Annotated in this window: 23 protein-coding genes; 8 read left to right on the forward strand and 15 right to left on the reverse strand. The window is 72.3% G+C overall.

Features of this window, described 5'->3' with window-relative positions:
* Nucleotides 1-292 precede the first annotated feature (292 nt).
* Nucleotides 293-505, reverse strand: a complete 213-nt coding sequence (locus tag BM028_RS14210; RefSeq protein WP_092387347.1) for a hypothetical protein — start codon at nucleotides 503-505, stop codon at nucleotides 293-295.
* 117 nt (nucleotides 506-622) lie between these two features.
* On the opposite strand from BM028_RS14210, the gene BM028_RS14215 reads away from it, so the two are divergent.
* The 4 genes from BM028_RS14215 (at nucleotide 623) to BM028_RS14230 (ending at nucleotide 2720) form a co-directional block, all read left to right on the forward strand.
* The gene (locus BM028_RS14215; RefSeq protein WP_254789602.1) at nucleotides 623-1204 is read left to right on the forward strand and encodes an RNA polymerase sigma factor; all 582 of its coding nucleotides are present in this window, start codon (nucleotides 623-625) and stop codon (nucleotides 1202-1204) included.
* Nucleotides 1201-1782 (forward strand): Asp23/Gls24 family envelope stress response protein, encoded by a 582-nt coding sequence (locus BM028_RS14220; protein ID WP_139219831.1) that lies wholly within the window; start codon nucleotides 1201-1203, stop codon nucleotides 1780-1782. Before BM028_RS14215 ends, BM028_RS14220 begins: the two co-directional genes overlap by 4 nt.
* A gap of 9 nt (nucleotides 1783-1791) precedes the next feature.
* Nucleotides 1792-2181 carry a hypothetical protein gene (locus BM028_RS14225; RefSeq protein WP_092387349.1) on the forward strand — a complete coding sequence of 130 codons (390 nt, stop codon included), beginning with the start codon at nucleotides 1792-1794 and terminating at the stop codon, nucleotides 2179-2181.
* Nucleotides 2182-2324: 143 nt separating this feature from the next.
* Nucleotides 2325-2720, forward strand: a complete 396-nt coding sequence (locus tag BM028_RS14230; RefSeq protein ID WP_254789604.1) for a cupin domain-containing protein — start codon at nucleotides 2325-2327, stop codon at nucleotides 2718-2720.
* Nucleotides 2721-2751: 31 nt separating this feature from the next.
* Here the strand turns inward: BM028_RS14230 and BM028_RS14235 are convergent, their stop codons facing one another.
* From BM028_RS14235 to BM028_RS14255, 5 genes are all read right to left on the reverse strand, one after another.
* Nucleotides 2752-3501, reverse strand: a complete 750-nt coding sequence (locus BM028_RS14235; RefSeq protein ID WP_254789606.1) for an FAD:protein FMN transferase — start codon at nucleotides 3499-3501, stop codon at nucleotides 2752-2754.
* Nucleotides 3498-3953: an FMN-binding protein gene (locus tag BM028_RS14240; RefSeq protein WP_092387351.1), complete on the reverse strand. Its 456-nt coding sequence runs from the start codon at nucleotides 3951-3953 to the stop codon at nucleotides 3498-3500. The genes BM028_RS14235 and BM028_RS14240 overlap by 4 nt, the downstream gene beginning before the upstream one ends.
* Nucleotides 3950-5389 (reverse strand): ferredoxin reductase family protein, encoded by a 1440-nt coding sequence (locus BM028_RS14245; RefSeq protein WP_092387353.1) that lies wholly within the window; start codon nucleotides 5387-5389, stop codon nucleotides 3950-3952. Before BM028_RS14245 ends, BM028_RS14240 begins: the two co-directional genes overlap by 4 nt.
* 128 nt (nucleotides 5390-5517) lie before the next feature.
* Complete coding sequence (locus tag BM028_RS14250; RefSeq protein WP_092387355.1) at nucleotides 5518-6927, reverse strand: ATP-binding protein; 1410 nt, start codon at nucleotides 6925-6927, stop codon at nucleotides 5518-5520.
* On the reverse strand, nucleotides 6924-7607 hold the full coding sequence (locus tag BM028_RS14255) for a response regulator transcription factor (protein ID WP_092387357.1): 684 nt from the start codon (nucleotides 7605-7607) through the stop codon (nucleotides 6924-6926). Before BM028_RS14255 ends, BM028_RS14250 begins: the two co-directional genes overlap by 4 nt.
* Before the next feature lie 185 nt (nucleotides 7608-7792).
* Between BM028_RS14255 and BM028_RS14260 the strand changes: the two genes are divergently transcribed.
* A complete protein-coding gene (locus BM028_RS14260; protein ID WP_092387820.1) occupies nucleotides 7793-8257 on the forward strand; it encodes a DUF2231 domain-containing protein in 465 nt (154 codons plus the stop codon).
* A 69-nt stretch (nucleotides 8258-8326) separates the two neighbouring features.
* On the opposite strand, the gene BM028_RS14265 is transcribed toward BM028_RS14260, so the two are convergent.
* On the reverse strand, nucleotides 8327-9352 hold the full coding sequence (locus BM028_RS14265; protein WP_092387359.1) for a cation diffusion facilitator family transporter: 1026 nt from the start codon (nucleotides 9350-9352) through the stop codon (nucleotides 8327-8329).
* A complete protein-coding gene (locus BM028_RS14270; protein WP_092387361.1) occupies nucleotides 9349-9711 on the reverse strand; it encodes an ArsR/SmtB family transcription factor in 363 nt (120 codons plus the stop codon). The genes BM028_RS14265 and BM028_RS14270 overlap by 4 nt, the downstream gene beginning before the upstream one ends.
* Nucleotides 9712-9802: 91 nt before the next feature.
* Between BM028_RS14270 and BM028_RS14275 the strand changes: the two genes are divergently transcribed.
* Nucleotides 9803-11137: an MFS transporter gene (locus tag BM028_RS14275; protein ID WP_092387362.1), complete on the forward strand. Its 1335-nt coding sequence runs from the start codon at nucleotides 9803-9805 to the stop codon at nucleotides 11135-11137.
* A gap of 118 nt (nucleotides 11138-11255) precedes the next feature.
* Here BM028_RS14275 and BM028_RS14280 read toward each other — a convergent pair whose 3' ends face one another.
* The 4 genes from BM028_RS14280 to BM028_RS14295 form a co-directional block, all read right to left on the reverse strand.
* Nucleotides 11256-12161, reverse strand: coding sequence for a helix-turn-helix transcriptional regulator (locus BM028_RS14280; RefSeq protein ID WP_092387364.1), 906 nt, complete (start codon nucleotides 12159-12161; stop codon nucleotides 11256-11258).
* Nucleotides 12158-12532 (reverse strand): DUF2255 family protein, encoded by a 375-nt coding sequence (locus BM028_RS14285; protein ID WP_092387366.1) that lies wholly within the window; start codon nucleotides 12530-12532, stop codon nucleotides 12158-12160. Before BM028_RS14285 ends, BM028_RS14280 begins: the two co-directional genes overlap by 4 nt.
* A 4-nt stretch (nucleotides 12533-12536) precedes the next feature.
* Nucleotides 12537-12944 carry a (R)-mandelonitrile lyase gene (locus BM028_RS14290; RefSeq protein WP_071303198.1) on the reverse strand — a complete coding sequence of 136 codons (408 nt, stop codon included), beginning with the start codon at nucleotides 12942-12944 and terminating at the stop codon, nucleotides 12537-12539.
* Nucleotides 12945-13051: 107 nt separating this feature from the next.
* A complete protein-coding gene (locus tag BM028_RS14295) occupies nucleotides 13052-13894 on the reverse strand; it encodes an SDR family oxidoreductase (RefSeq protein WP_092387368.1) in 843 nt (280 codons plus the stop codon).
* A gap of 136 nt (nucleotides 13895-14030) precedes the next feature.
* Between BM028_RS14295 and BM028_RS14300 the strand changes: the two genes are divergently transcribed.
* Both BM028_RS14300 and BM028_RS14305 read left to right on the forward strand, forming a co-directional pair.
* The gene (locus BM028_RS14300) at nucleotides 14031-14924 is read left to right on the forward strand and encodes a helix-turn-helix transcriptional regulator (protein ID WP_092387822.1); all 894 of its coding nucleotides are present in this window, start codon (nucleotides 14031-14033) and stop codon (nucleotides 14922-14924) included.
* 69 nt (nucleotides 14925-14993) lie between these two features.
* Complete coding sequence (locus BM028_RS14305) at nucleotides 14994-17027, forward strand: GMC oxidoreductase (RefSeq protein ID WP_092387370.1); 2034 nt, start codon at nucleotides 14994-14996, stop codon at nucleotides 17025-17027.
* An 18-nt stretch (nucleotides 17028-17045) separates the two neighbouring features.
* Here the strand turns inward: BM028_RS14305 and BM028_RS14310 are convergent, their stop codons facing one another.
* From BM028_RS14310 to BM028_RS14320, 3 genes are all read right to left on the reverse strand, one after another.
* Complete coding sequence (locus tag BM028_RS14310) at nucleotides 17046-17855, reverse strand: GAF and ANTAR domain-containing protein (protein ID WP_175496090.1); 810 nt, start codon at nucleotides 17853-17855, stop codon at nucleotides 17046-17048.
* Nucleotides 17856-18095: 240 nt separating this feature from the next.
* A complete protein-coding gene (locus tag BM028_RS14315) occupies nucleotides 18096-19271 on the reverse strand; it encodes a flagellar hook protein FlgE (protein WP_070418840.1) in 1176 nt (391 codons plus the stop codon).
* A gap of 43 nt (nucleotides 19272-19314) precedes the next feature.
* Entirely contained in the window at nucleotides 19315-19749 is a 435-nt protein-coding gene (locus tag BM028_RS14320; RefSeq protein WP_092387374.1) for a flagellar hook assembly protein FlgD, read from the reverse strand.
* Nucleotides 19750-19786 lie beyond the last annotated feature (37 nt).

A 19786-nucleotide genomic window follows, 5' to 3' on the forward strand; every position in this document is an offset into this window, starting at 1 on the left:
GGTGGTCGTGGTGTCAGCCATGTTCGTTCCTTCCGTAGACCCGCCGGGCGTTCCCAGCGGTTGCTGTTCACGGATGAGACGGGGCCCACCAGACGGAAGTCACACCCGGCTCGTGCTGTTCAGCGATGTCCCAGGAACGGGGTCGGACGACGGGGTTCTTGTCCCCCGCCGACGACCGCGGCGGCACCTGGCGCGCAAAGCGGCCGCAGCGTCGCGCGGGCTGTCCCGTTCCCGCGCGATCCCGGGTCCGCACGGGCCCGGGCGTGCGGAGCGCCGGCGACGGGAGTAGCGGCTACAGGTCCTGCAGTCGGCGGCCGGTGATGCCCTCGTTCCACCGCGTGACCGAGCCGCTGACGACCGACTCGTGGTGTCCCGCGTGCCCGTCGGCGAGTCCGCAGCGCCACCGGTCGAAGACGCTGAGGCACGGGACGCGGGGAAGCCGGTCGGACCCGGTGCCGCTCGGGACCGGGTCGGCGGGGTACGTGGCGTTGCTGTCGTCGATCATTCCGCGGAGAAGACGACGCGACACCCGGATCCGTCACGAAACGGTCGGCCTCCGGTCCGCCCGGGCGTTTCGCCGCCGGCCGGTGCAGGGTGGACGGACCACGACCGGACGGCGACCGTGGACGACGACCGGAAGGCGGGGATGGACCACGACGATCCCCTCCTGCGTGCGGAGGACGCCACCCTCGTGGTCCGTGCGGTCGAGGGCGACGTGCGCGCGTTCGAGGTCCTCGCCCGGCGCCACGGCCCGGTGATGCGCCTCTACGCCGAGCAGATGCTCGGTTCGAACGTCGAGTCGGACGACGTCGTGCAGGACTCCTTCCTGACCGGCTGGCGTCGACTGTCCGACCTCAACGACCCCGCCCGGTTCCGTCCGTGGGTGATGCAGATCGTCACCCGGAAGGCGCTCGACCGGCTCCGCCGACGACGCCACCACGACGACGTCGACACGGTGCAGCACCCGGCCGAGGTCGCTCGGCAGCCGGAGCGTATCGTCGAGACGCGGATGCAGCTCGACGCGATGTGGACCGCGCTCGACCGCCTCCCCGCAGACCAGCGGCGGTGCTGGCTCCTGCGTGAGACGGCCGGCTACAGCTACCAGCAGATCGCCGACGAACTCGAGCTGCCGGTGTCGACGGTGCGTGGGCTGCTCGCTCGTGCCCGTCGGTTCCTGACCGTGGAGATGGAGGCATGGCGATGAGCGACATCGACGATGTCCCGGTGCCCGAGGACGACCTCGACGGCCACACGATGGAGGAGCTCGCGGAGTACCTCGATCGTGGCCGGTCACCACGCGACCCCGCCATCGAGGGCTCTGCCTCGTGCCGTCTCGCCCTGTCGAACATGGAGCGGCTGCGCGAACTCTCCCTCGGCGCCCTGCAGCACCGGGCCGACGCCGAACCGGACCGCGAGACCGACTGGGTCGACCGGTTGCTCGCGACGATCCGCTCCGAGGTCCGCCCCGGTCGGGACGTGCCCGTCCCCCACCCCGATCCCCGACTCCGCCTGTCCATGACCGAAGCCGCCGTCCGTGGGCTGGTCCGCCGGACCGGCGACACGATGGGCGGGGTCGTGATGGGCAGCTGCACACTCGACGGCGAGCTCGGCGACCCCGGCGCCCCGGTCCACGTGCGCGTGACCGCCGGACTCGTCTACGGGGCGCCCGCGGACGAGACCGCCGACCGCCTCCGGGTGCGGATCGCCGCGGCGCTCGCACGCCACACCACCCTGACCGTTGCGTCCGTCGACGTGGTGTTCGACGACGTCTACCTGCCGTAGGAGCCCGACGTGAGCGACGAAGCGCTGTCCCGAGCCCTCACCGACCGGATCCGGAGCGTCCCCGGCGTCACGGGCGTGTACCCGACGAGGCCGATCGTGCACGCGGCCGCGGAGGCCGTCGCGTCGACCTTCGCGCTGCAGGAGCCCGACGTGCTCGTCGACGTGCACCGCGACGGCTCGGCGCTCCGGATCGGGGCGGGGATCGCCGTCGACGACGCACGTCCGGCACCGGAGACGGTCCGCGAGGTGGGCGAGCGCATCCGCGACCTGGTCGACGAGCGGACGGGCGCCCCAGCCGACCTGGTCGAGGTGACGATCCGGCTCGTCGAGGGCATCGGCGGACCGGTCGACGAGTCGGCCGGTCACGATGCGGGCGAGCCCGCCGCGACACCCGGCTGACGGGGGCCGTGCGGCCCTCGGCGCACCGCGGACGGACAGGAGGCGCGGTACGGGCCCGCACCGCGCCTCCCGTCCCTGCCTCGATCGGGCGTCCGCATCGCGTTCTGGATCGCGCAGGTGCGCGCCGACACAGCCGGACGAGGATGAGTCCCGATCACCCCGTCGAGGAGGCGAGCGCGATGATGCGGACCGACGACGATCCCCTGCAGACCGATCCCGAGCACTACCGGCTGCTCTGGGAGAACGAGCACGTCCGCGTGCTCGACTACACCGACGTACCGGGCGACCGGACCCACGTGCACCGACACCCGGCGAGCGTCATGGTCACGCTGACGGGCTTCGATCGCCGACTGGTGGCCGACGGGAGGGAGCTCGACGTGGCATTGCCCGCCGGGACCGCGGTGTGGCTCCCGGCGCAGCGACACAGCGGGCGGAACACCGGGTCCACACCGACCCACACGATCCTGGTCGAGCTCCTCGACGTGCCGGTCGAGGACCCTGACCCGACCGTGCTCGGACCGGGCCCGAGCCAGAGTTGAGCGTGGTGTCCCAGCGGGCCGGCACCGTCGATCAGGGGGCCGCCGGGACCTGACGGACGCTGTCGGCGGCGCCGGGGGTGGCCCAGACCGTCCCGTCGGCGGCGAAGGCGAGCACGTCGACGTCGGCGTCGCCCGTGAGCCGCCGGAGGTCGTCCTCGTCGCCGGCGACGACCGCGGTCGCGAGGACGTCCGCCGTGACGATGTCGTCGGCGATGACCGTCGCCTGGACGAACGTCGGGGTCGCCCGGCGCCAGATGTGCTCGCCGCGCTCGGCGGTGCCGGAGGTCGCGACCGCACGACGAGGTGCCTCGAGCCGGACGACGCCGACGACGGTGTCCCGGTGGGCCGGATCGACGACGCCGACGCTCCAGGGGTCGTCGGCGCGGTGGTGGCCGCGGACGAGCACGTCGCCGCCGGCGCTGACCATCCAGTCGCCGCTGCTGCTCGCGGCGTCGAGGACGGCTCCGGCATCGCGGATCGCGAGCGCCTTCACGACGCCGGAGAGGTCGATCACGCCGTCCGGGCGGTGCGGGGTGAACGCGCCCCCGGTGCGCTCCCGCCAGTCGAGCGCGAGCGCGTAGACGTCACGCACCTCGGACGGGGTGTCCGCGAGCCGGACCGAACCGTCGGCGACGCGGCTGAGGACCGACGACGGGTCGTACAGGCTGTAGCGGTGGTCGTAGCCGGCGAAGACGGCGCACACCTCGGATGCGGCCTCCGGGGTGGCTCCCCGGAGGCTCACGACGGTGCCCATCGTCTCGAAGGTGGTGACGCCGCTCACAGTCCGGCCTTGTCGATCGCGGACTGGAGGGACGTCGTGTAGCCCTCACTGGTGAAGGTCGCGCCGCTGACGGACTGGATCTGCGCGGACTGCGCCTGCAGCGCCTCCTGGCGGAGGATCGGGGCCGCCTGCTGACTGATCTGCACCGACCGCCCGTCGGTGTTCGTGAGCTGCAGCGCGGTGACGTCGGTGATCGTCCCGTTCGCGACGGTGATCCGGACCTGCACCGGGCCGTACCGGGTCTGCGTCGTGTCGCCGGTGAAGGTGCCGGTGGCGGAGGACCCGCCGGTGGTGCCGGTGCCGGTGCCGGTGCTGCTGCCGGTGGTGCCGGCACCGGACGTCGTGCTCTGCTGTGCCGGTGCGGTGACCGCGGGCTGGCCGCCGAGCTGCCACCCGACGACCAGGACCGCGATGGACGAGACGACCCCGCCGGCGATGACGCGTGCTCTCATGACTCGAACCGTTCCTGGTGGATCTGGCGCTCGGGGACGCCCGCGAGCCGTGCTTCGCGGACGACCAGGTCGGACCAGGCACGCGGCCCGCACACGTACAGGTCCGACTGGAGCAGGTTCGGGAACACCGACCGGAGGGAGACCCCGCGCCGGACGTCCTCCTCGGTCATCCAGCTCTCGCGGGAGCGGGACCGGTGACCGACCATCGTGTACAGCCGGCTGCCCGTCGCCTCGGCGAGGTCGGCGGTCTCGTGCCACAGGTACCGCTGGTCGGCGTCGGTCCCGCGCAGCAGCACGGTGGCCTCACCCGGACGGAGGTCGGTGTCCTCGAGCAACGACCGCACGGGGGTGATCCCGATGCCGGAGGCGACGAGGGCGAGGTACGGCGCGGTCCGAGCCCGGCTGGTGAACAGGCCGTAGGGGCCCTCGAGGGAGACGAACGCACCCGGGGTGATCCGGCCGAGTCGCGCGGAGCCGGCGCCGAGGTCGCGCACCGTGATCCGGGCACGATCGCGGCCGGGGACGGCGGAGAACGACACCGGGTGGGCGTGCCACCAGGTGCGGGCGGTCCAGAAGCGCCACACCCCGTACTGCCCGCCCTCGGTCCCGAGGCGGTCGAGGTCCCGTCCGGCGAGGTGGATCGACACGACGCCCGGTGCGATGGGCTCGACGCCGACGACACGGATGCGGTGGCGGAGCGTCACGACGAGGGGCAGCGCGAACCGGTACAGGGCGATCAGGCCGAGGGCCAGGACGTACAGCGCGATCCAGTAGACCCGCTGCCACGTGCCCTGCGCGAGGACGCTGCCGACGCTGAGCATGTGCGGCAGCGCGACGAGTACCGCGGCGTAGCTGAGGAGGTGGATGACGTGCCAGGCCTCGTACGGCAGGCGACGGCGGACCGCGACGAGCGAGGACACCACCACGGCGACGAACAGCCCGAGTCCGAGGTAGGCCAGCGGCATGTCCGGCGTGGAGAAGAGCGCGATCGTCTCGGCGATCGGCCCGGTGCCCGCCGAGGCGCCGTACCCCAGGGTCAGGAGCGCTCCGTGCGCGAGCAGCAGGTACAGCACGGGCTTCCCGAGCGACCGGTGCACTGCGATGGCGTTGTCCTGGCCGAAGGTCCGGTCGATGAGCGGCACGCGCGCGGCGAGCACGAGCATGACGAGCACGAGGTCGGTCGCGACGAGTCCCGCGACGATCCCGGCGTCGGTGAGCCAGCCGCCGATGCCGACGACCGTGTGCGATCCGGGCGACACGAGCCAGAGCATGACGGCCACCGCTGCCGAGACCCAGGCGAGGACGCCGAGCAGGTCGGTGACGGCGTTGCGCCGGCGTCCGGCTCGGCGGCGGCGACGGGCCGCGACCTCGAGGGGTTCGTCGTCTCCGACGGGTCTCGGGACGGGGCGAGCAGTGGGGCGAGCGGTGTCGATCATCGGCTCGTTCCTCTCCAGCATGTGATCGGGTGGCTCACAGCATCGGCATCGGAGCTATGGAGGAACCCGGAACGGGACGTGTCCTTCGTTCGAGACTTCGAGTGATCGACGGCGGCGTCGGATCGGCGTCAGAGCGCGGGCAACCGGACGGTCGCGATCGCGCCGCCGTGCTCACCGTTCTCGCCGTTCTCACCGTTCTCGCCGTTCTCGCCGTTCTCGCCGTTCCGGAGCGACGCCGTCCCGCCGGCGCGCTCGGCGATCCCACGCACGAGCGCCAGACCGAGTCCGCTGCCACCGAGCACCGCACGCCGCGCACTGTCCGCCCGGGCGAACCGCTCGAAGGCCTGGGGCAGGAAGTCCTCGGGGACACCGTGACCGTCGTCGACGACGGTGAGTTCGAGCGCGTGCGATGCGTCCTGGGCGAGCGTCACCCGGATCACACCGCCGTCGTCCCCCGCGGCGATCGCGTTCGCGACGAGGTTGTCGACGATCCGGGCGAACGCGGCGGGCTCGAGCGCGTACCGCTCGTCGGGGGCGTCGAGCGCCACCGTGAAGTCGATGTCCCGGTCGACGGCGCCGCCGAGTGCTCGCGCGCGGTCGATCGAGCCCATGAGCTCCGTCACGAGCGCGGCCGCCGGGGTCGACGGTGCGGGACCGGACTCGTCGAGCCGGCTGAGCTCGAGCATGGTGTTCGCGAGCGCTACCAACCGCGCAGCGTCTCCTTCGGCGCCGCGCAGCTCGCGTTCGAGGGCCTCGGCATCGCCCGACGAGCGGTGCGCGAGTTCGAGCCGAGCGGTCAGGGCGGCGAGCGGTGTCCGGAGTTCGTGACTGGCGTCGGACACCATCCGCCGCTCCCGCTCGGCGTTCTCACGCTGCCGGTCGATGAATGCGTTGAGCGTCCGGGCGAGGGCGGCGAGCTCGTCGTCCGAGGTCCCGACCGGCAGGTGGCCGCCCGCGGTCCCGGCGCTCAGGTCCTCGGCGGTCCGCCGCATCCGCCCCACGGGTCGGAGTGCCAGCGTCGAGAGCAGCCAGGCCGTCGCCGCGAACGCCACGAGCGCCAGGACCGTCCCGACGACGAGCGAGCGGTCCACGCGCTCGAGTGTCTCCTGCCCGGCACGGCCGTCGTGCGCAGCCCAGACAACGGAGGAGCCGTCGTCGTTGGTGACGGGCACCCCGACGACGGTGACGAGCCGGTGCCCGGTGTGCAGGCGGAGCGTGACCTCGTCCTCGGGGACACCGGACGGCAGTGCTGCCCGGACGTCGCGCGGCAGGGAGTCGACGAGCCACGAACCGGAGGAGGTCCGGATCCCGACCAGGACGTCCTCGGCGGGGCGGTCCGGCGCCTCGTCCGGGTTGTGGCGGAGGTCGGAGACGAACGGCGCGGCGTCCCCGGCGGCGAGCGACTCGTCGGTCGCGATCGTCGCCCGCTCGATCTGCACGTGGAGCACGACCGCGATCCCGGAGAGGACCACGGCGCCCACGACGAGGCTGCCGAGCGTGATGCGCGCGCTGATCGAGAGGCGGCGGAGGACCCTCATGCCGTCGGCACGACCTCGAGCGCGTAGCCGACGCCGCGCACGGTGCGGATCGCGACGTCGGCGTCCGCCGCCTGGAGCTTCTTGCGGACGTAGCTCACGTACTGGTCGACGATCGTCGGGTCGAAGTGCTCGGCGCTCCCCCAGACCTCCTCGAGGACCTCGGCGCGGGTCCGCGGTGCCGGCGAGCCCTGGATGAGGAACCGCAGCAGCGAGAACTCCTTGACGCTCAGCGGCAGGTCACGCCCGCGCACGGCGGCGCGGACGGCGACGGTGTCGAGTCGGACCGAGCCGGCCTCGACCACCGTCGCGGTCCCCGCCGCGCGACGGCGCAGGTGGGCTCGGATGCGGGCGTTGAGCTCGGCGATCGCGAACGGCTTCGTGAGGTAGTCGTCGGCGCCGGAGTCGAGCCCGAAGACCCGGTCGTCCACCGCGTCGCGCGCCGTGACGAGCACGACCGGGAAGTCCTCGCCCATCTCGCGCAGCCGACGGCAGACCTCGAACCCGGACATCTCCGGGAGCATGACGTCGATCGCGGCCGCGTCGAAGGACTGCGCGCGGGCCTGGAGGAGCGCGGCGACGCCGTCGGCCACGACGGTCACGGCATGCCCCTCGCCGACGAGCCCGCGTTCGACGAGCACACCCATCTCGGGGTCGTCCTCGACCACCAGGATGTTCGCCACGTCACCCCACCCCGCTCGTGCCGAGGAGGGATCCGATGACGAACGTCGCCGTGGTGGTCATGCCCCCAGCGAACCAGGTCCGGGCGCTTCCGTTCGTGTGAGGTTTCGAACGATGCCGGCGCCCGAAACCGGTTTGCTGGAGCCACCGTGCCGGTGTCGATCGGCGCACGATGTGGAAGGCCGACATGGACTGGCAGTTCGGCGGGATACCGCTCCACCCCCTCTTCGTCCGCCTCACCTCCGTTGCCGTCCCGGTCGCGGCCCTCACCGCGATCGCCGTCGCCGTGTGGCCGAGAGCACGGCGGTGGCTCGCGGTCGGTGCGCCGATCATCGGGCTCGTCGCGCTGGTGTCCGTGCCGCTCGCGACGTCTTCCGGCGAATGGCTGGAGCACCACGAGCGGGAGACCGCCTTGCTCGAACGGCACACCGAGCTCGCCGACGGGATGCTCCCGTGGTCGATCGCGGTGTTCGCGCTCCTGGCGCTCTGGTGGGCCTGGCACCGGTTCGGCACCGCCCGGGTGACGAACCGCGGCGCGGTGCGGGCCGTCGGGATCATCGGGCCGGTGCTGCTCGTGGTGGTCGCCGTCGTCTCGATCGTCGAGGTCGTCGTCATCGGCCACGCCGGAGCAGAGTCCGTCTGGAAGGGGTAGGCGCCACCCGCGTCGGACAGGAGGCGCGGTGCGGGCCCGCACCGCGCCTCCCGTCCGACCGTGCGCCGGTCAGTGCGTGTGGTCGCCGGTGCTGGTGGCCACCGCGGGGGTCACCGTGAACCGGTCGACGTTGCGCATCGCGTCGCGGAGGTGTTCCTCGGCGTGCTCCGCGAGGTGCGTGGCGGCGTGCAGGTCGGTGGCCGCGACCTCGACCGTCGCGGATCCCGTCAGCCGGTGCCCGGTCCAGCGGAGCCGGACGTCACGAACGGCGAGCACCCCGTCGGCGTGCTCGAGCGCGTGTTCCGCCCGGCCGACCAGCGCGGGATCGACCGCGTCCATGAGTCGCGCCCCGATCGACCGCACCGTTCCCCAGAGCAGCAGCAGGATCGAGATCGAGATGAGGAGACCGATGATCGGATCGGCGAGCGGGAAGCCGAGCATCACGCCGATCGCACCGAGGACCACCGACAGCGACGTGAAGCCGTCGAGCCGGGCGTGCACGCCGTCGGCCACGAGCGCCGCCGAACCGATGCGCTGACCGACGCGGATGCGGTAGATCGCCACGATCTCGTTGCCGGCGAACCCGATGAGCCCGGCGGCGACGAGCAGCCAGGGCGCCTCCACCGGCCGCGGGTGGACGAACCGGTCGATCGCCTGCCACCCCGCGACGACGGCGGAGAGCGCGACGACGAAGACGATGAACATGCCGGCGAGGTCCTCGGCGCGACCGTACCCGTAGGTCATCCGGCGGGTCGCGAGGCGGCGGCCGAGGACGAACGCGATCCACAGCGGCACGGCGGTCAGCGCGTCCGCGAAGTTGTGGATGGTGTCCGCGAGCAGGGCGATCGAGCCGGTGAACGCGACGATCACGGCCTGCAGGACCGTGGTGACGAGCAGGACGAACAGGCTGATCTTCAGCGCGCGGACGCCGGCGGCGTTGGCTTCCATCGCGTCGTCGATCGAGTCGGCGCTGTCGTGCGTGTGCGGCACGAAGAGGTGCTGGAGGAAGCTCCGCACCCCACCGTGCGGATGCGAGTGGTCGTGCCCGTGGTCGTGCCCGTGGTCGTGCGGGTGCGTGTGGTCGTGGCCGCTCATGCCCGTCCCGGCTCCCCGCGGTGGTGCGGTGGGGCGCCGACCACGTGTTCCGCCTGCTTGACCGCGTCGATGACGAGCTCGGACGCGTGCTCGTCCGTGAGCCGGTAGAACACCGTCGTGCCCTCGCGCCGCGTCGAGACCATCCGGGCGAGCCGCAGCTTCGCGAGGTGTTGCGAGACCGCTGCCGGAGTCTTGTCCACGACGTCCGCCAGGTGGTTCACGGACATCTCCTCGGCGCTGCGCAGGGCGAGGATGATCTTCACCCGGGTCGCGTCCGCGAGCATCGCGAACACCTCGACCGCGAGCTCGACGTACTCCGACTCCGGATCGAGTCCGCATGGTTGCTTGTCTACGTGCACACGCAGATACTAATGCACTGGTGCGTCACCGCCACCCGGGGTTCCCGCTCAGGGCATCCCACCCGGCCGCCCGGCGCGCGAACATTCGACCGTGACCACCTCGACGCCCCGGGCCGCGCTCCTCCTGGCCTCCCTCGGGTTCTTCCTCATCACGCTCGACATCCTGATCGTGAACGTCGCGCTGACGTCGATCGGCCGGGAGCTCGGTGGCAGCACCTCGGGCCTGCAGTGGGTCATCGACTCGTACACGCTGCTCTTCGCGTCCCTGCTGCTGTTCGCCGGCAACCTGTCCGACCGCATCGGTGCGAAGCGTGCCATCGGGTGGGGCATCGCCGGGTTCCTGCTCGCCTCGGTCGCCTGCGCGATCGCCCCGACGCTCGGCACCCTGATCGGAGCGCGCGCCGTCCAGGGCGCTGCGGCAGCGGTCATGCTGCCGGCGTCGATGGCACTCGTCCGCGAGGCGTTCCCGGACGCCCGCGAACGCGCCCACGCCCTCGGCATCTGGGCGGTCGGCGGCGCGGTGGCCGGAGCGGTCGGGCCGGTCCTCGGCGGCGCGCTGACCACCCTCGACTGGCGGCTCGTCTTCGCGATCAACCTGCCGGTGTGCGTCGTCATGCTCGGCATGCTGCTGCGGGTGGCGCCCTCGCCCCGTCGCCCGAGCCGGTTCGACCCCGTGGGCCAGGTGCTGGCGCTGCTCACCCTCGCCGGACTCGTCTTCGGCCTCATCGAGGGCGGCGCGCACGGCTTCGGCACCGGGTACGTCGTCGCCGCACTCGTGGTCGCCGCCGCATCGCTCGTCGGGTTCCTCGTCGTCCAGGCCCGGGGTCGCTCCCCGATGATGCCGCTCGACCTGTTCCGGTCGAGCGGCATGCGGATCGCGCTCGGAGTCGGGTTCGCGTTCATGGTCGGCAACTTCGGCAGCGTCTTCGTGCTGAGCCTGTACCTGCAGCAGCACCTCGGGCTGTCGCCGCTGCTCGCCGGACTCGTGTTCCTGCCGTCCGCGGCGTGCAGCATCGTCGGCAACGTCGTCAGCGGCACCCTCGCCAACCGCTTCGGCGCCCGCGTCCCGGTCGTCGCCGGGCTCACCACGATGGTCCTGGGTCTCGTCGTGGTGATCGTGTCCGCACCGTTCGACTCGTGGGTCGCCGTCGCCGTCTGCGCGGTCCTGACCGGCGCGGGCGGATCGGTCGCGATGCCGCCGGCGACGTCCGTCGTCCTCGCCAGCGTCCCCGCGGAACGCTCGGGGACCGCGAGCGCCGTGTTCAACACCTTCCGCCAGGTCGGCGGCGCGGTGGCCATCGCCGTGTTCGGCGCCCTCCTCGCCGACCGGGCGCACTTCGTGACCGGAACCCAGGTCAGCTTCGTCGTCGCAGGAGCCGTCATCCTCCTTGCTGCGGTCGCGGCCACCCGCATCCGGACCACGTGACGGACGGACCGGTGGGTCGCGACAAGACCGGTGACGGACGGGAGGCGCGGTGCCGGCTGGCACCGCGCCTCCCGTCCGCTGGGTGGTCGCGTCGCGACCCGGTGTCAGCGAGCCGTCGTCACGCGCGCCCGTCCGCCGCAGCGGGGTCGGCGGCGTGCGCCGCGTCCCGGCGCTCGGTGGCGTCGAGGGATCCGAGCAGGCGGAGCGCATCCGCCGTCGGCGAGCCCGGTTCGGCCGTGTAGAGCAGGAAGCTCAGCGCCGGGTCGCTCATCAGGCGGGAACCCTCGAACAGCAGGTCGAGCGCGCCGACGACCGGGTGCACGAAGTGCTTCTCGCCGGTGCCGTGCCGGCGGACGTCGTGCGCGCCCCACTTCGTCCGGAACTCGGGGCTGCGCGTGGAGAGCTCGCCGACGAGGTCCTGCAGCTCCCGGTCGTGCGGGTCGTGCCCCGCGGCGGCCCGGAGGATCGCCACGCTCTGGTCGGCGGCGAGGTCCCAGTCCGGGTAGAACGCGTCCGACCACTCGCGGTCGAGGAACGCTGCGCGGGCGAGGTTCGGGCGGTCGGCCTTCCGGAAGAGCTCGGCGTAGAGGGCCCGTCCGAGCGCGTTCGCGCCGAGCACGTCGAGGCGGTCGTTGCGGATGAACGCCGGTCCCCCGGTGAAGGCGTCGAGCGCGTGCTGCAGGCCGGGACGCAGCGTCTTCGGGGTCGTGGACCGGCGGCGGGCGGCCCGCACCGGCGAGGCGTTCGCGGCACGGGCGAGGTCGAACAGGTGGTCGCGTTCGGCGTCGTCGAGGAGCAGCGCACCGGCGATCGCGTGCAGGACGCCCTCGGACACCCCGGAGAGACTGCCGCGCTCGAGTCGGGAGTAGTACTCGACGCTCACGTCGGCGAGCATCGCCACCTCGCCGCGGCGGAGGCCCGCGACCCGCCGGTTCGCTCCTGCGGGCAGGCCGACCTGCTCGGGGCGGACGCGGGCGCGCCGGCTGACGAGGAAGTCCCTGACGTCGTCGCGGTTCGTGCTCATGGACGGGGACTGATCCGGACGGTCGCCGAGGTCGGTCCGTCCTGCAGCATCGGGGGCAGGTAGGGGCTGCCGGCGTACTTCGCCTCGTAGGCGGCGTCGATGCGGCTGTTCAGGTCGGGGCCGACGGCCTCGAAGGCTGCCTCGTGCTCGGCCCCGGCGGCGCGGATCCTGCCGGCACCCTGCTCGACGGCGGCCCGGTACCACCGGGAGCGCCGACCGTTGTAGGCGCGGGCGTACAGCCCGCCGTCGACGACCACGGACCAGATCCACGTCGGCGTGCCGTACGTCGTGCCGTCCCCCCGGAACGGGCTGATGTGGAGGTCGTCGCTCGCGCCGATCGCGGCGATGGTGTCCTCGTCCCAGTTCGTCATCGGGTCACCGGCCCGCGAGGTCGTCGTCGGAGACGTGCTCGAGCCAGGTGGTCGTGGTCGACGGGTCGTCGGCGCTCTCGAGCATCGCGAAGTGCTCCATGAAGGTGCCCTCGGCGGAGGCGTGGAAGTGCTCCTCGCCCGGTGAGACGTACACGGTGTCACCGGGACGCGCGGTCACGACCTTCCCGTCGCGGGTCCCGAAGCGCGCCACGCCCTGGGTGACGCGGAGGAACTGGCCGCGGGCGTGGGAGTGCCAGGCGGTGCGGGCACCGGGGGCGAACTTCACGAGCGCGAGCGTCGCGCGCTGGTCGCCGTCCTGCGGGGTGACGATCGGGTCGACCCACACGTCGCCGGCGAACTGCTCCGGCGGGTTCTTGGCGGTGGGCTGCTTCGGCAGGATCTCCTGCGGCATGGGTGCGTCCTCTCTCGGCGGGTGGTCGTGTGCCCGCTGCGTCCGACGCTACGACCGATGGCGGTCGGGAGGGATGTCCTGACAGGGTGACCTTCGTGGACGACCGGTCACGCGTCGTGGTCCATGGACGACGACAGCTCGCGGTGCGCGTCGGCCTGTTCGACCAGCATCGCGGCCTTGGCCTCGGCGGTCCGCACCGCGTCGGCTCCGGCGAGGAAGCGTGCGGGGGGCTCGGGGAGCGCGGCGATCTGGACCAGTGCCGCGGCGAGCTTCGCCGGATCGCCGCCCTGGGTGCCGTTCATGCGCTTCCAGGCGGCGATGGTCTCGGTCGTGCGTGCGGCGTAGTCGTCGATGGACAGTGCCGGCCAGATGGTCGAGGACCCTTCGACCAGGAGCTCGGTGCGGAAGAAGCCCGGCTCGACGATCGTCGTGGTGATGCCGAACGGTTCGACGTCGGTGCGGAGGGTCTCCATCCACCCCTCGAGCGCGAACTTCGACGACGCGTAGGCGGAGCAGAAGTCGACCCCCATGAGTCCGGCGGTGGAGGTGATCGTGATCACGCGGCCACTGCGCTGCTGCCGCATCACGGGCAGGATCGCGCGCGTGACGGTGAGGGGGCCGAAGAAGTTGACCTCCACCTGCTGGCGGTACTGCTCGTCGCTGATCTCCTCGAAGTAGCCGGCGGAGAACATGCCGGCGTTGTTCACGAGGACGTCGATGCTGCCGAACCGCTCGACCGCGGCGGCGGCTGCGTCGTTCGCGGCTGCCGGGTCGGTGATGTCGAGCGAGAGCGGGAGGAGGTCGTCGTGCTCACCGAGTGCCTCGGTGACCCGGGCCGCGTCACGGGCGGTGGCGACGACGCGGTGGCCGGCGTCGAGTGCGGCCCGGGCGATGTCGACGCCCATCCCGCGGGCTGCTCCGGTGATGAACCAGACGGTCGTGTCAGTCATGGTGGTGCCGTCCTGCTGCGCGGTCGCGCTGCTGCTCCTCCAGTGAAACCCGAGCCGGCCGGTCGAGAGGTGCCACGTCTGTAGGGGTACCGACGCTGACCCTCTGGCCGCGGATCGGCGACGTATGGTCGTCGGCATGGACAACCGCGACGAGCTCCGCGCGTTCCTGACCTCGCGTCGGGCCCGGCTCACGCCACAGGCTGTCGGGCTGCCGGACTTCGGCGGCCGTCGACGGGTTCCGGGGCTGCGACGAGAGGAGGTCGCGCTCCTCGCCGGGATGAGCGTCGAGTACTACAAGCGACTCGAACGGGGCAACGCGACCGGGTTCTCCGACGTCGTCCTGGACGGCATCGCACGGGCACTGCGACTCGACGAGGCCGAGCACCGGCACCTGTTCGACCTCGTCCGGACGGCGAACGACGGCGACCGACCGAGGGCGCGTCGTTCGATCGCGCGCACCACGCAGGTGCGCCCCACCGTGCAGCAGACCATCGACGCGATGTCGACCGTCCCGGTCTTCGTCCAGAACGGCCGCCTCGACGCGGTCGCCACGAACGCACTCGGTCGTGCGCTGTTCTCGGAGATGTTCACGCACCCGCAGACGACCGTCAACGCGGCTCGCTACGTGTTCCTCGACCCTCGAGCGCAGACCTTCTACCGGCACTGGGAAGCCGACGCCCGACAGATCGTGGCGATCCTGCGGGCAGAGGCCGGTCGCTCGCCGTACGACACGGCGCTCAGTGGGTTGGTCGGGGAACTGTCCACCCGCAGTGACCTGTTCCGCCGGCTCTGGGGCGCCCACGACGTCAAGGAGCACCGGACCGGACTGAAGATCGTCCACCACCCGGTCGTCGGCGACCTCGACCTGACCTTCGAATCGATGGAGCTGGCGTCGAACCCCGGCCTGACCCTCCTCGCGTTCTCGGCCGTGCCCGGCACCCCCTCCCACGAAGGCCTGCAACTGCTCGCGAACTGGGTCGCCACCGAGACGACGTCGCCGGGACCGACCGCAGCGGAGTCGTCGGTCTAGCGTCGCACCGTGGACGATGACGTCACGGCAGGCGCAGCGGAGCGCACGACGGCAGGAGCAGGACCCCGGATGACCGATCCCGACGACTCGACGCAGCAGCTGTTCCTCCGTCGCAACCGCGTCCGACTGCAGTCCCTCGTCGACCGGGTCGTGCCCGCCGACGAGTACCCGTCGGCGTCCGAGGCCGGCGCGCTCGAGTTCCTGGCGTCGGTCCTCGACGAGCGTCCGGACTGGCTCGACCGGATCCGTGCGGTCGTGGACGGCCACGACCAGGACGACGACCCCGACTGGGCGTGGTTCGCGGGGATCGTCGCCGCCGGCTACTACGCCGACGCGGGCAACGGCGGCAACGCCGGCGAACGCTCGTGGGAGATGGTCGGCTGGCAGCCCGGGCCGCCAACGGGGTGGAGTGTCCCGGTACCGGTGCCCACCGCGCAGCCGGTGGTGGTGCGCCCGTCGGAGTTGGCCGAGCGGTACGACGCGATCGTCATCGGTTCGGGGGCCGGTGGGGGTGTCGCGGCGTGCGGGCTCGCCGAGTCCGGGCGCCGGGTCCTCGTGGTCGAGGCCGGGTCCTGGCCGGGCACCGCCGACCTCGCGCAGGACCACATCCGCAATCCCCGGTCGACGTGGGGGCTCGCACCGCGGTCCGGTCCCGTCGACCTCGGCAACCCGCGCGTCATCGCCTCGCCCGAGGGAGACCGGGTCGCCCGGCCGTCCGACTGGGACTGGCACAACAACGCCTTCACGGCGGGCGGTGGCACGAGGGTCTACGGCGCGCAGGCGTGGCGGTTCGCCCCGAGGGACTTCACGATGGCCACCGACCACGGCGTGCCGGACGGCAGTGCCCTGGCGGACTGGCCGATCGGCTACGCGGACCTCGAGCCCTGGTACGAGCGGGCGGAGTGGGAGCTCGGCGTGAGCGGCGACGGCGACGGTCCGTGGGCCGGTCCCCGCACACGGGCGCTGCCGATGCCGGCGATGGCGGCGGGACCCGCGCGGGAGCGGCTGGCGCAGGCCGCGACCGAGCTCGGCTGGTCGACGGTGCACGTCCCGCTGCTCGTCAACTCGGTCCCCTTCCTCGGGCGGGGAGCGTGCGAGCAGTGCGGGATGTGCGTCGGGTTCGCCTGCCCCGTCGACGCGAAGAACGGCAGCCAGAACACGATGCTCCCCCGGGCCGTCGCCACCGGCAACGCGTCCGTCCTCCTCGAGACCCGGGCCGCGCGGATCCGGACGGACCGGTCCGGCCGCGTCGTCGGGGTGACGCTCGTCGGGACGGTCGACGGCGTGGACTGGCGTTCGGACGTCGACGCGGCGGAGGTCGTCGTCGCGGCGAGAGCGGTGGAGTCCGCCCGGCTCCTCCTCAACAGCCGCAGTGAGCAGGAGCCGAACGGGCTCGGCAACGGCCGGGACCAGGTCGGACGACACCTGCAGGGGCACCGGTACGGCGGCGCGATGGGCATCTTCGACGACGTCGTCGAGGACGGCCTCGGGCCCGGGCCGTCCATCGCCACGACCGACTTCCGGCACGGCGTCCCCGGGCAGATCGGCGGCGGGATCATCGCGGACGAGTTCGTCGCGACGCCGTCGAACACCTACGCGTACCTCACCGGGTTCGGGCTCCTCCCCCGTGCGGGCATCGACAGCAAGCACGGGATGCGCGACCTCGCCCGCCGGAGCATGCGACTGATGGGGCCGATCCAGGAGGTCACGTCCGCCGACTCCCGCGTCCGGGTCGACCCCGCCGTCACCGACCGGTGGGGTGTCCCCGTCGCACGGTTCAGCGGTGGTCCGCACCCGGAGGACACCCGCGCCCGCGACCACACCAGTGCGCGGAGCGGGGACTGGCTCCGGGCCGCGGGTGCGAGGCGGGTCGCCGAGATGCACGGGGAGCTGACCGGGACGAGTGGTGGCCAGCACCAGGCCGGGACCCTCCGCATGGGCGATGACCCGCGCACGTCGGTCGTCGATCCGTTCGGCCGGGTGTGGGGACACGACAACCTGCGCGTCGCCGACGGGTCGGTGCACGTCACGAACGGCGGGGTGAACCCGGTGCTGACGATCTTCGCGACGGCGATGCGGACGATCGACGACATGATCCGGTGACGTCGGGCGTCCCGGACGCTACCCGCGGCGACGGGTGCGGGGGCCCGGCGGGCCCGGCGGGTCCGGCGGGTCGGGCGGGTCCGGCGGATCGGTCGGCTCCGTCGGCTCCGTCGGCTGACCGAGGACGGTCCGTCCGGCGAGCACGGCCAGCGCGACCTCGGTGACCGGGAGCCGGTTCCGCCGCGCGTGGTCGCGCAGCAGCGAGAACGCGATCGCCGGGTCCACGCCGTTCCGGTTGGCGAGCCACCCCTTCGCCTGCTCGATGACCGTCCGGCTCTCGAGGGCCGCCTGCAGCTGCGCCTGCGTGGTCACGGCGTCGTCGATGGTCCGCTGCTGCACGACCGAGATCGCGGCGATGTCCGCCAGTGCCCGCGCGGCGACGAGGTCGTCCTCGTTGAACGCGCCCGTGGACTCGCCGAACAGGTTGAGCGACCCGATGACGGTCGCCCGGAGTCGGAGCGGGATCGAGTGGACGGCGCGGTACCCGGCATCCGCAGCGGCCCGGGAGAAGTGCGGCCATCGAGACTCGGCGGCCAGGACGTCTGGGATCGAGACCACGGTCCCCGTCCGGGCGGCTTCGAGGCAGGGTCCGTCGCCGACCTCGAGCTGCAGGAGCTCGAGCAGTCCGCTGTGGTGCCCCACCGAGGCGGCGATGTGCAACCGGTCGTCCGACCCGAACAGCATCAGCCCGGCGGCCTGCACGTCGAACAACGCCGCCGACTCGTCCACGAGGAGCTGCAGGCGGCCCGCGAGGTCCCGTGGACCGGTGGCACCGCCGACCAGTTCGATGATCGTGTCGAGCAGTCGTCGTTCGCGGTCGACACCCAATGGGTCACTCCAGAGGCGGTGATCAGAAGTGGCCGGTCGTGCGCTGCTCCAGCGGTCGGGGACCGCGTGGTCCCACCGTACGGCCCGCACATGCGAACGCACCCGGGCGTCCGACGTGCCTGACCAGCGCACAACGGAAGGCACCGCGAACCGCGGTTCCCCGTGGTTCGCGGTGCCTTCCGTTGTGCGCAAGCGCCCCGCACCGCGGGGCGCCGCGGCCGCGCCGCCGCCGGCCCCGCGCTACCGCTTCAGGTTCGTCAGCTCCTGCAGCACCTCGTCCGAGGTCGTGATGATGCGCGCGTTCGCCTGGAACCCGCGCTGCGCCACGATGAGGTTCGTGAACTCCTGCGACAGGTCGACGTTCGACATCTCGAGCGTGCCCGACGCGAGCTGCCCGACACCGGGCGACCCCGGAGCGCCGACCGTGGCGTTGCCGGAGTTGGCCGTGGCGCGGTAGCCCGACGCCCCGGTCTTCTCGAGACCGGCCGGGTTCGCGAACGTCGCGAGGGCGATCCGACCGATGGCGAGCGACGCACCGTTCGAGAACGTCCCGACGACCGTGCCGTCCTTCGAGATCGAGTAGCCCTGGAGCGACCCGGCCTCGTGGCCGTTCTGCGACGAGATGGACGCGGTGTTGAGCGAGGCGAAGCCCGTGAGCTGCCGCATGTCGACGGCGATGCCCCCGACGGCGAGCGTGCCACCGGCCGTGAGCTTGCCGTCGGTCCCGAACGTGAGCGACGTCGTCGCCTGGGTGCCCTGGCCGTCGGTCGCGGTGACGTCCCAGCCGGCAGCGGTGCGCTCGTAGGCGATCGACATGGTGTGCTTCGCACCGGACGCGTCGTAGACGGTGGCGTCGCGCGTGATGACCGCGCCCACGGCGGTCTCGGACGGCAGGTTGCCGGTCACACCAGCGGTGGAGGTGCGGACGGCGGGCGCGGCGGCGTCGAGCGGCAGGACGATGTCCGACAGGGCGCCGTTCTCGTTCACGACGCCGTTCGTGGCCGGGTAGCCCTGCACGATCTTCCCGTCGGCGCTGACGAGGCGGCCGTCGGCGTCGAAGTCGAACGCACCGGCGCGGCTGTACACGGTGTCGTTGCCGAGGCGCGTGACGAAGAACCCGTCGCCGGAGATCATCAGGTCGGTGGCCTTGCCGGTGGCCTGGGCGGAGCCCTGGGCGAAGTTCGTGGAGACGCCGGCGACCTGCACGCCGAGGCCGATCTGGGCGGGGTTCGTGCCGCCGATGCCGGTCTGCGGTCCGCCGGCACCCTGGGTCATCTGCGACAGGGTGTCCTGGAAGACCGTCGACGACGACTTGAAGCCGACCGTGTTGACGTTGGCGATGTTGTTGCCCGTGACGTCCAGCATCTGCTGGTGCGAACGGAGGCCGGAGATCCCGGAGTAGAGCGAGCGGAGCATGGTGCGTCCTTTCGTGGAGGTACCGAAGAAGAAGAGGAGGGGGTCAGGAGGTCGTCTTGATGCCGGAGATCACGTCGAGGTTGACCTCCTTCCCGTTCACCGTCACGGTCGGCACGCTCTGGGCGTACGACACCGCGGTCGCCGTCCCCGTGATCGATGTGCCGGACGTGGCGTCGGTGTAGCTGACCTGCTTCCCGACGAGGTTGGCGGCGGCGATCCGCATCTGCAGCGAGAAGTTCTCGTTCGCCGTCGTGGTCTGGTTGGTGATCTGCTCCATCATCGCGAGCTGCGTCTGCTGGCTGATCATCTGGTTCGTGTCCATCGGCGAGGACGGGTCCTGGTTCTGCAGCTGCGTGACGAGGAGCTTCATGAACACCTCGGAGTCCATCGTCTGCGACCGCGAGCTGGTCTGGTTCGCGGCGAGGGCCGCGGCCTGGGCGGCCTGGTCCACGGTGCCGGTGATGCCGTCGATCGGCATGGTCGTTCCCTTCGGTTCTGCCTGTGCTGGCGGTCGT

Origin of the sequence: Curtobacterium sp. YR515 (assembly GCF_900113095.1) — a bacterium.
Taxonomy (GTDB): Bacteria; Actinomycetota; Actinomycetes; order Actinomycetales; family Microbacteriaceae; genus Curtobacterium.

Bases quoted from the DNA above. Each gene is read 5' to 3' on its own strand.
- BM028_RS14295 (WP_092387368.1), bottom strand. From the start codon at position 13,894: ATGACTGACACGACCGTCTGGTTCATCACCGGAGCAGCCCGCGGGATG.
- BM028_RS14240 (WP_092387351.1), bottom strand. From the start codon at position 3,953: ATGAGAGCACGCGTCATCGCCGGCGGGGTCGTCTCGTCCATCGCGGTC.
- BM028_RS14210 (WP_092387347.1), bottom strand. From the start codon at position 505: ATGATCGACGACAGCAACGCCACGTACCCCGCCGACCCGGTCCCGAGC.
- BM028_RS14220 (WP_139219831.1), top strand. From the start codon at position 1,201: ATGAGCGACATCGACGATGTCCCGGTGCCCGAGGACGACCTCGACGGC.
- BM028_RS14305 (WP_092387370.1), top strand. From the start codon at position 14,994: ATGACCGATCCCGACGACTCGACGCAGCAGCTGTTCCTCCGTCGCAAC.
- BM028_RS14260 (WP_092387820.1), top strand. From the start codon at position 7,793: ATGGACTGGCAGTTCGGCGGGATACCGCTCCACCCCCTCTTCGTCCGC.
- BM028_RS14230 (WP_254789604.1), top strand. From the start codon at position 2,325: ATGAGTCCCGATCACCCCGTCGAGGAGGCGAGCGCGATGATGCGGACC.
- BM028_RS14320 (WP_092387374.1), bottom strand. From the start codon at position 19,749: ATGCCGATCGACGGCATCACCGGCACCGTGGACCAGGCCGCCCAGGCC.
- BM028_RS14290 (WP_071303198.1), bottom strand. From the start codon at position 12,944: ATGCCGCAGGAGATCCTGCCGAAGCAGCCCACCGCCAAGAACCCGCCG.
- BM028_RS14315 (WP_070418840.1), bottom strand. From the start codon at position 19,271: ATGCTCCGCTCGCTCTACTCCGGGATCTCCGGCCTCCGTTCGCACCAG.
- BM028_RS14280 (WP_092387364.1), bottom strand. From the start codon at position 12,161: ATGAGCACGAACCGCGACGACGTCAGGGACTTCCTCGTCAGCCGGCGC.
- BM028_RS14300 (WP_092387822.1), top strand. From the start codon at position 14,031: ATGGACAACCGCGACGAGCTCCGCGCGTTCCTGACCTCGCGTCGGGCC.
- BM028_RS14265 (WP_092387359.1), bottom strand. From the start codon at position 9,352: ATGAGCGGCCACGACCACACGCACCCGCACGACCACGGGCACGACCAC.
- BM028_RS14250 (WP_092387355.1), bottom strand. From the start codon at position 6,927: ATGAGGGTCCTCCGCCGCCTCTCGATCAGCGCGCGCATCACGCTCGGC.
- BM028_RS14285 (WP_092387366.1), bottom strand. From the start codon at position 12,532: ATGACGAACTGGGACGAGGACACCATCGCCGCGATCGGCGCGAGCGAC.
- BM028_RS14245 (WP_092387353.1), bottom strand. From the start codon at position 5,389: ATGATCGACACCGCTCGCCCCACTGCTCGCCCCGTCCCGAGACCCGTC.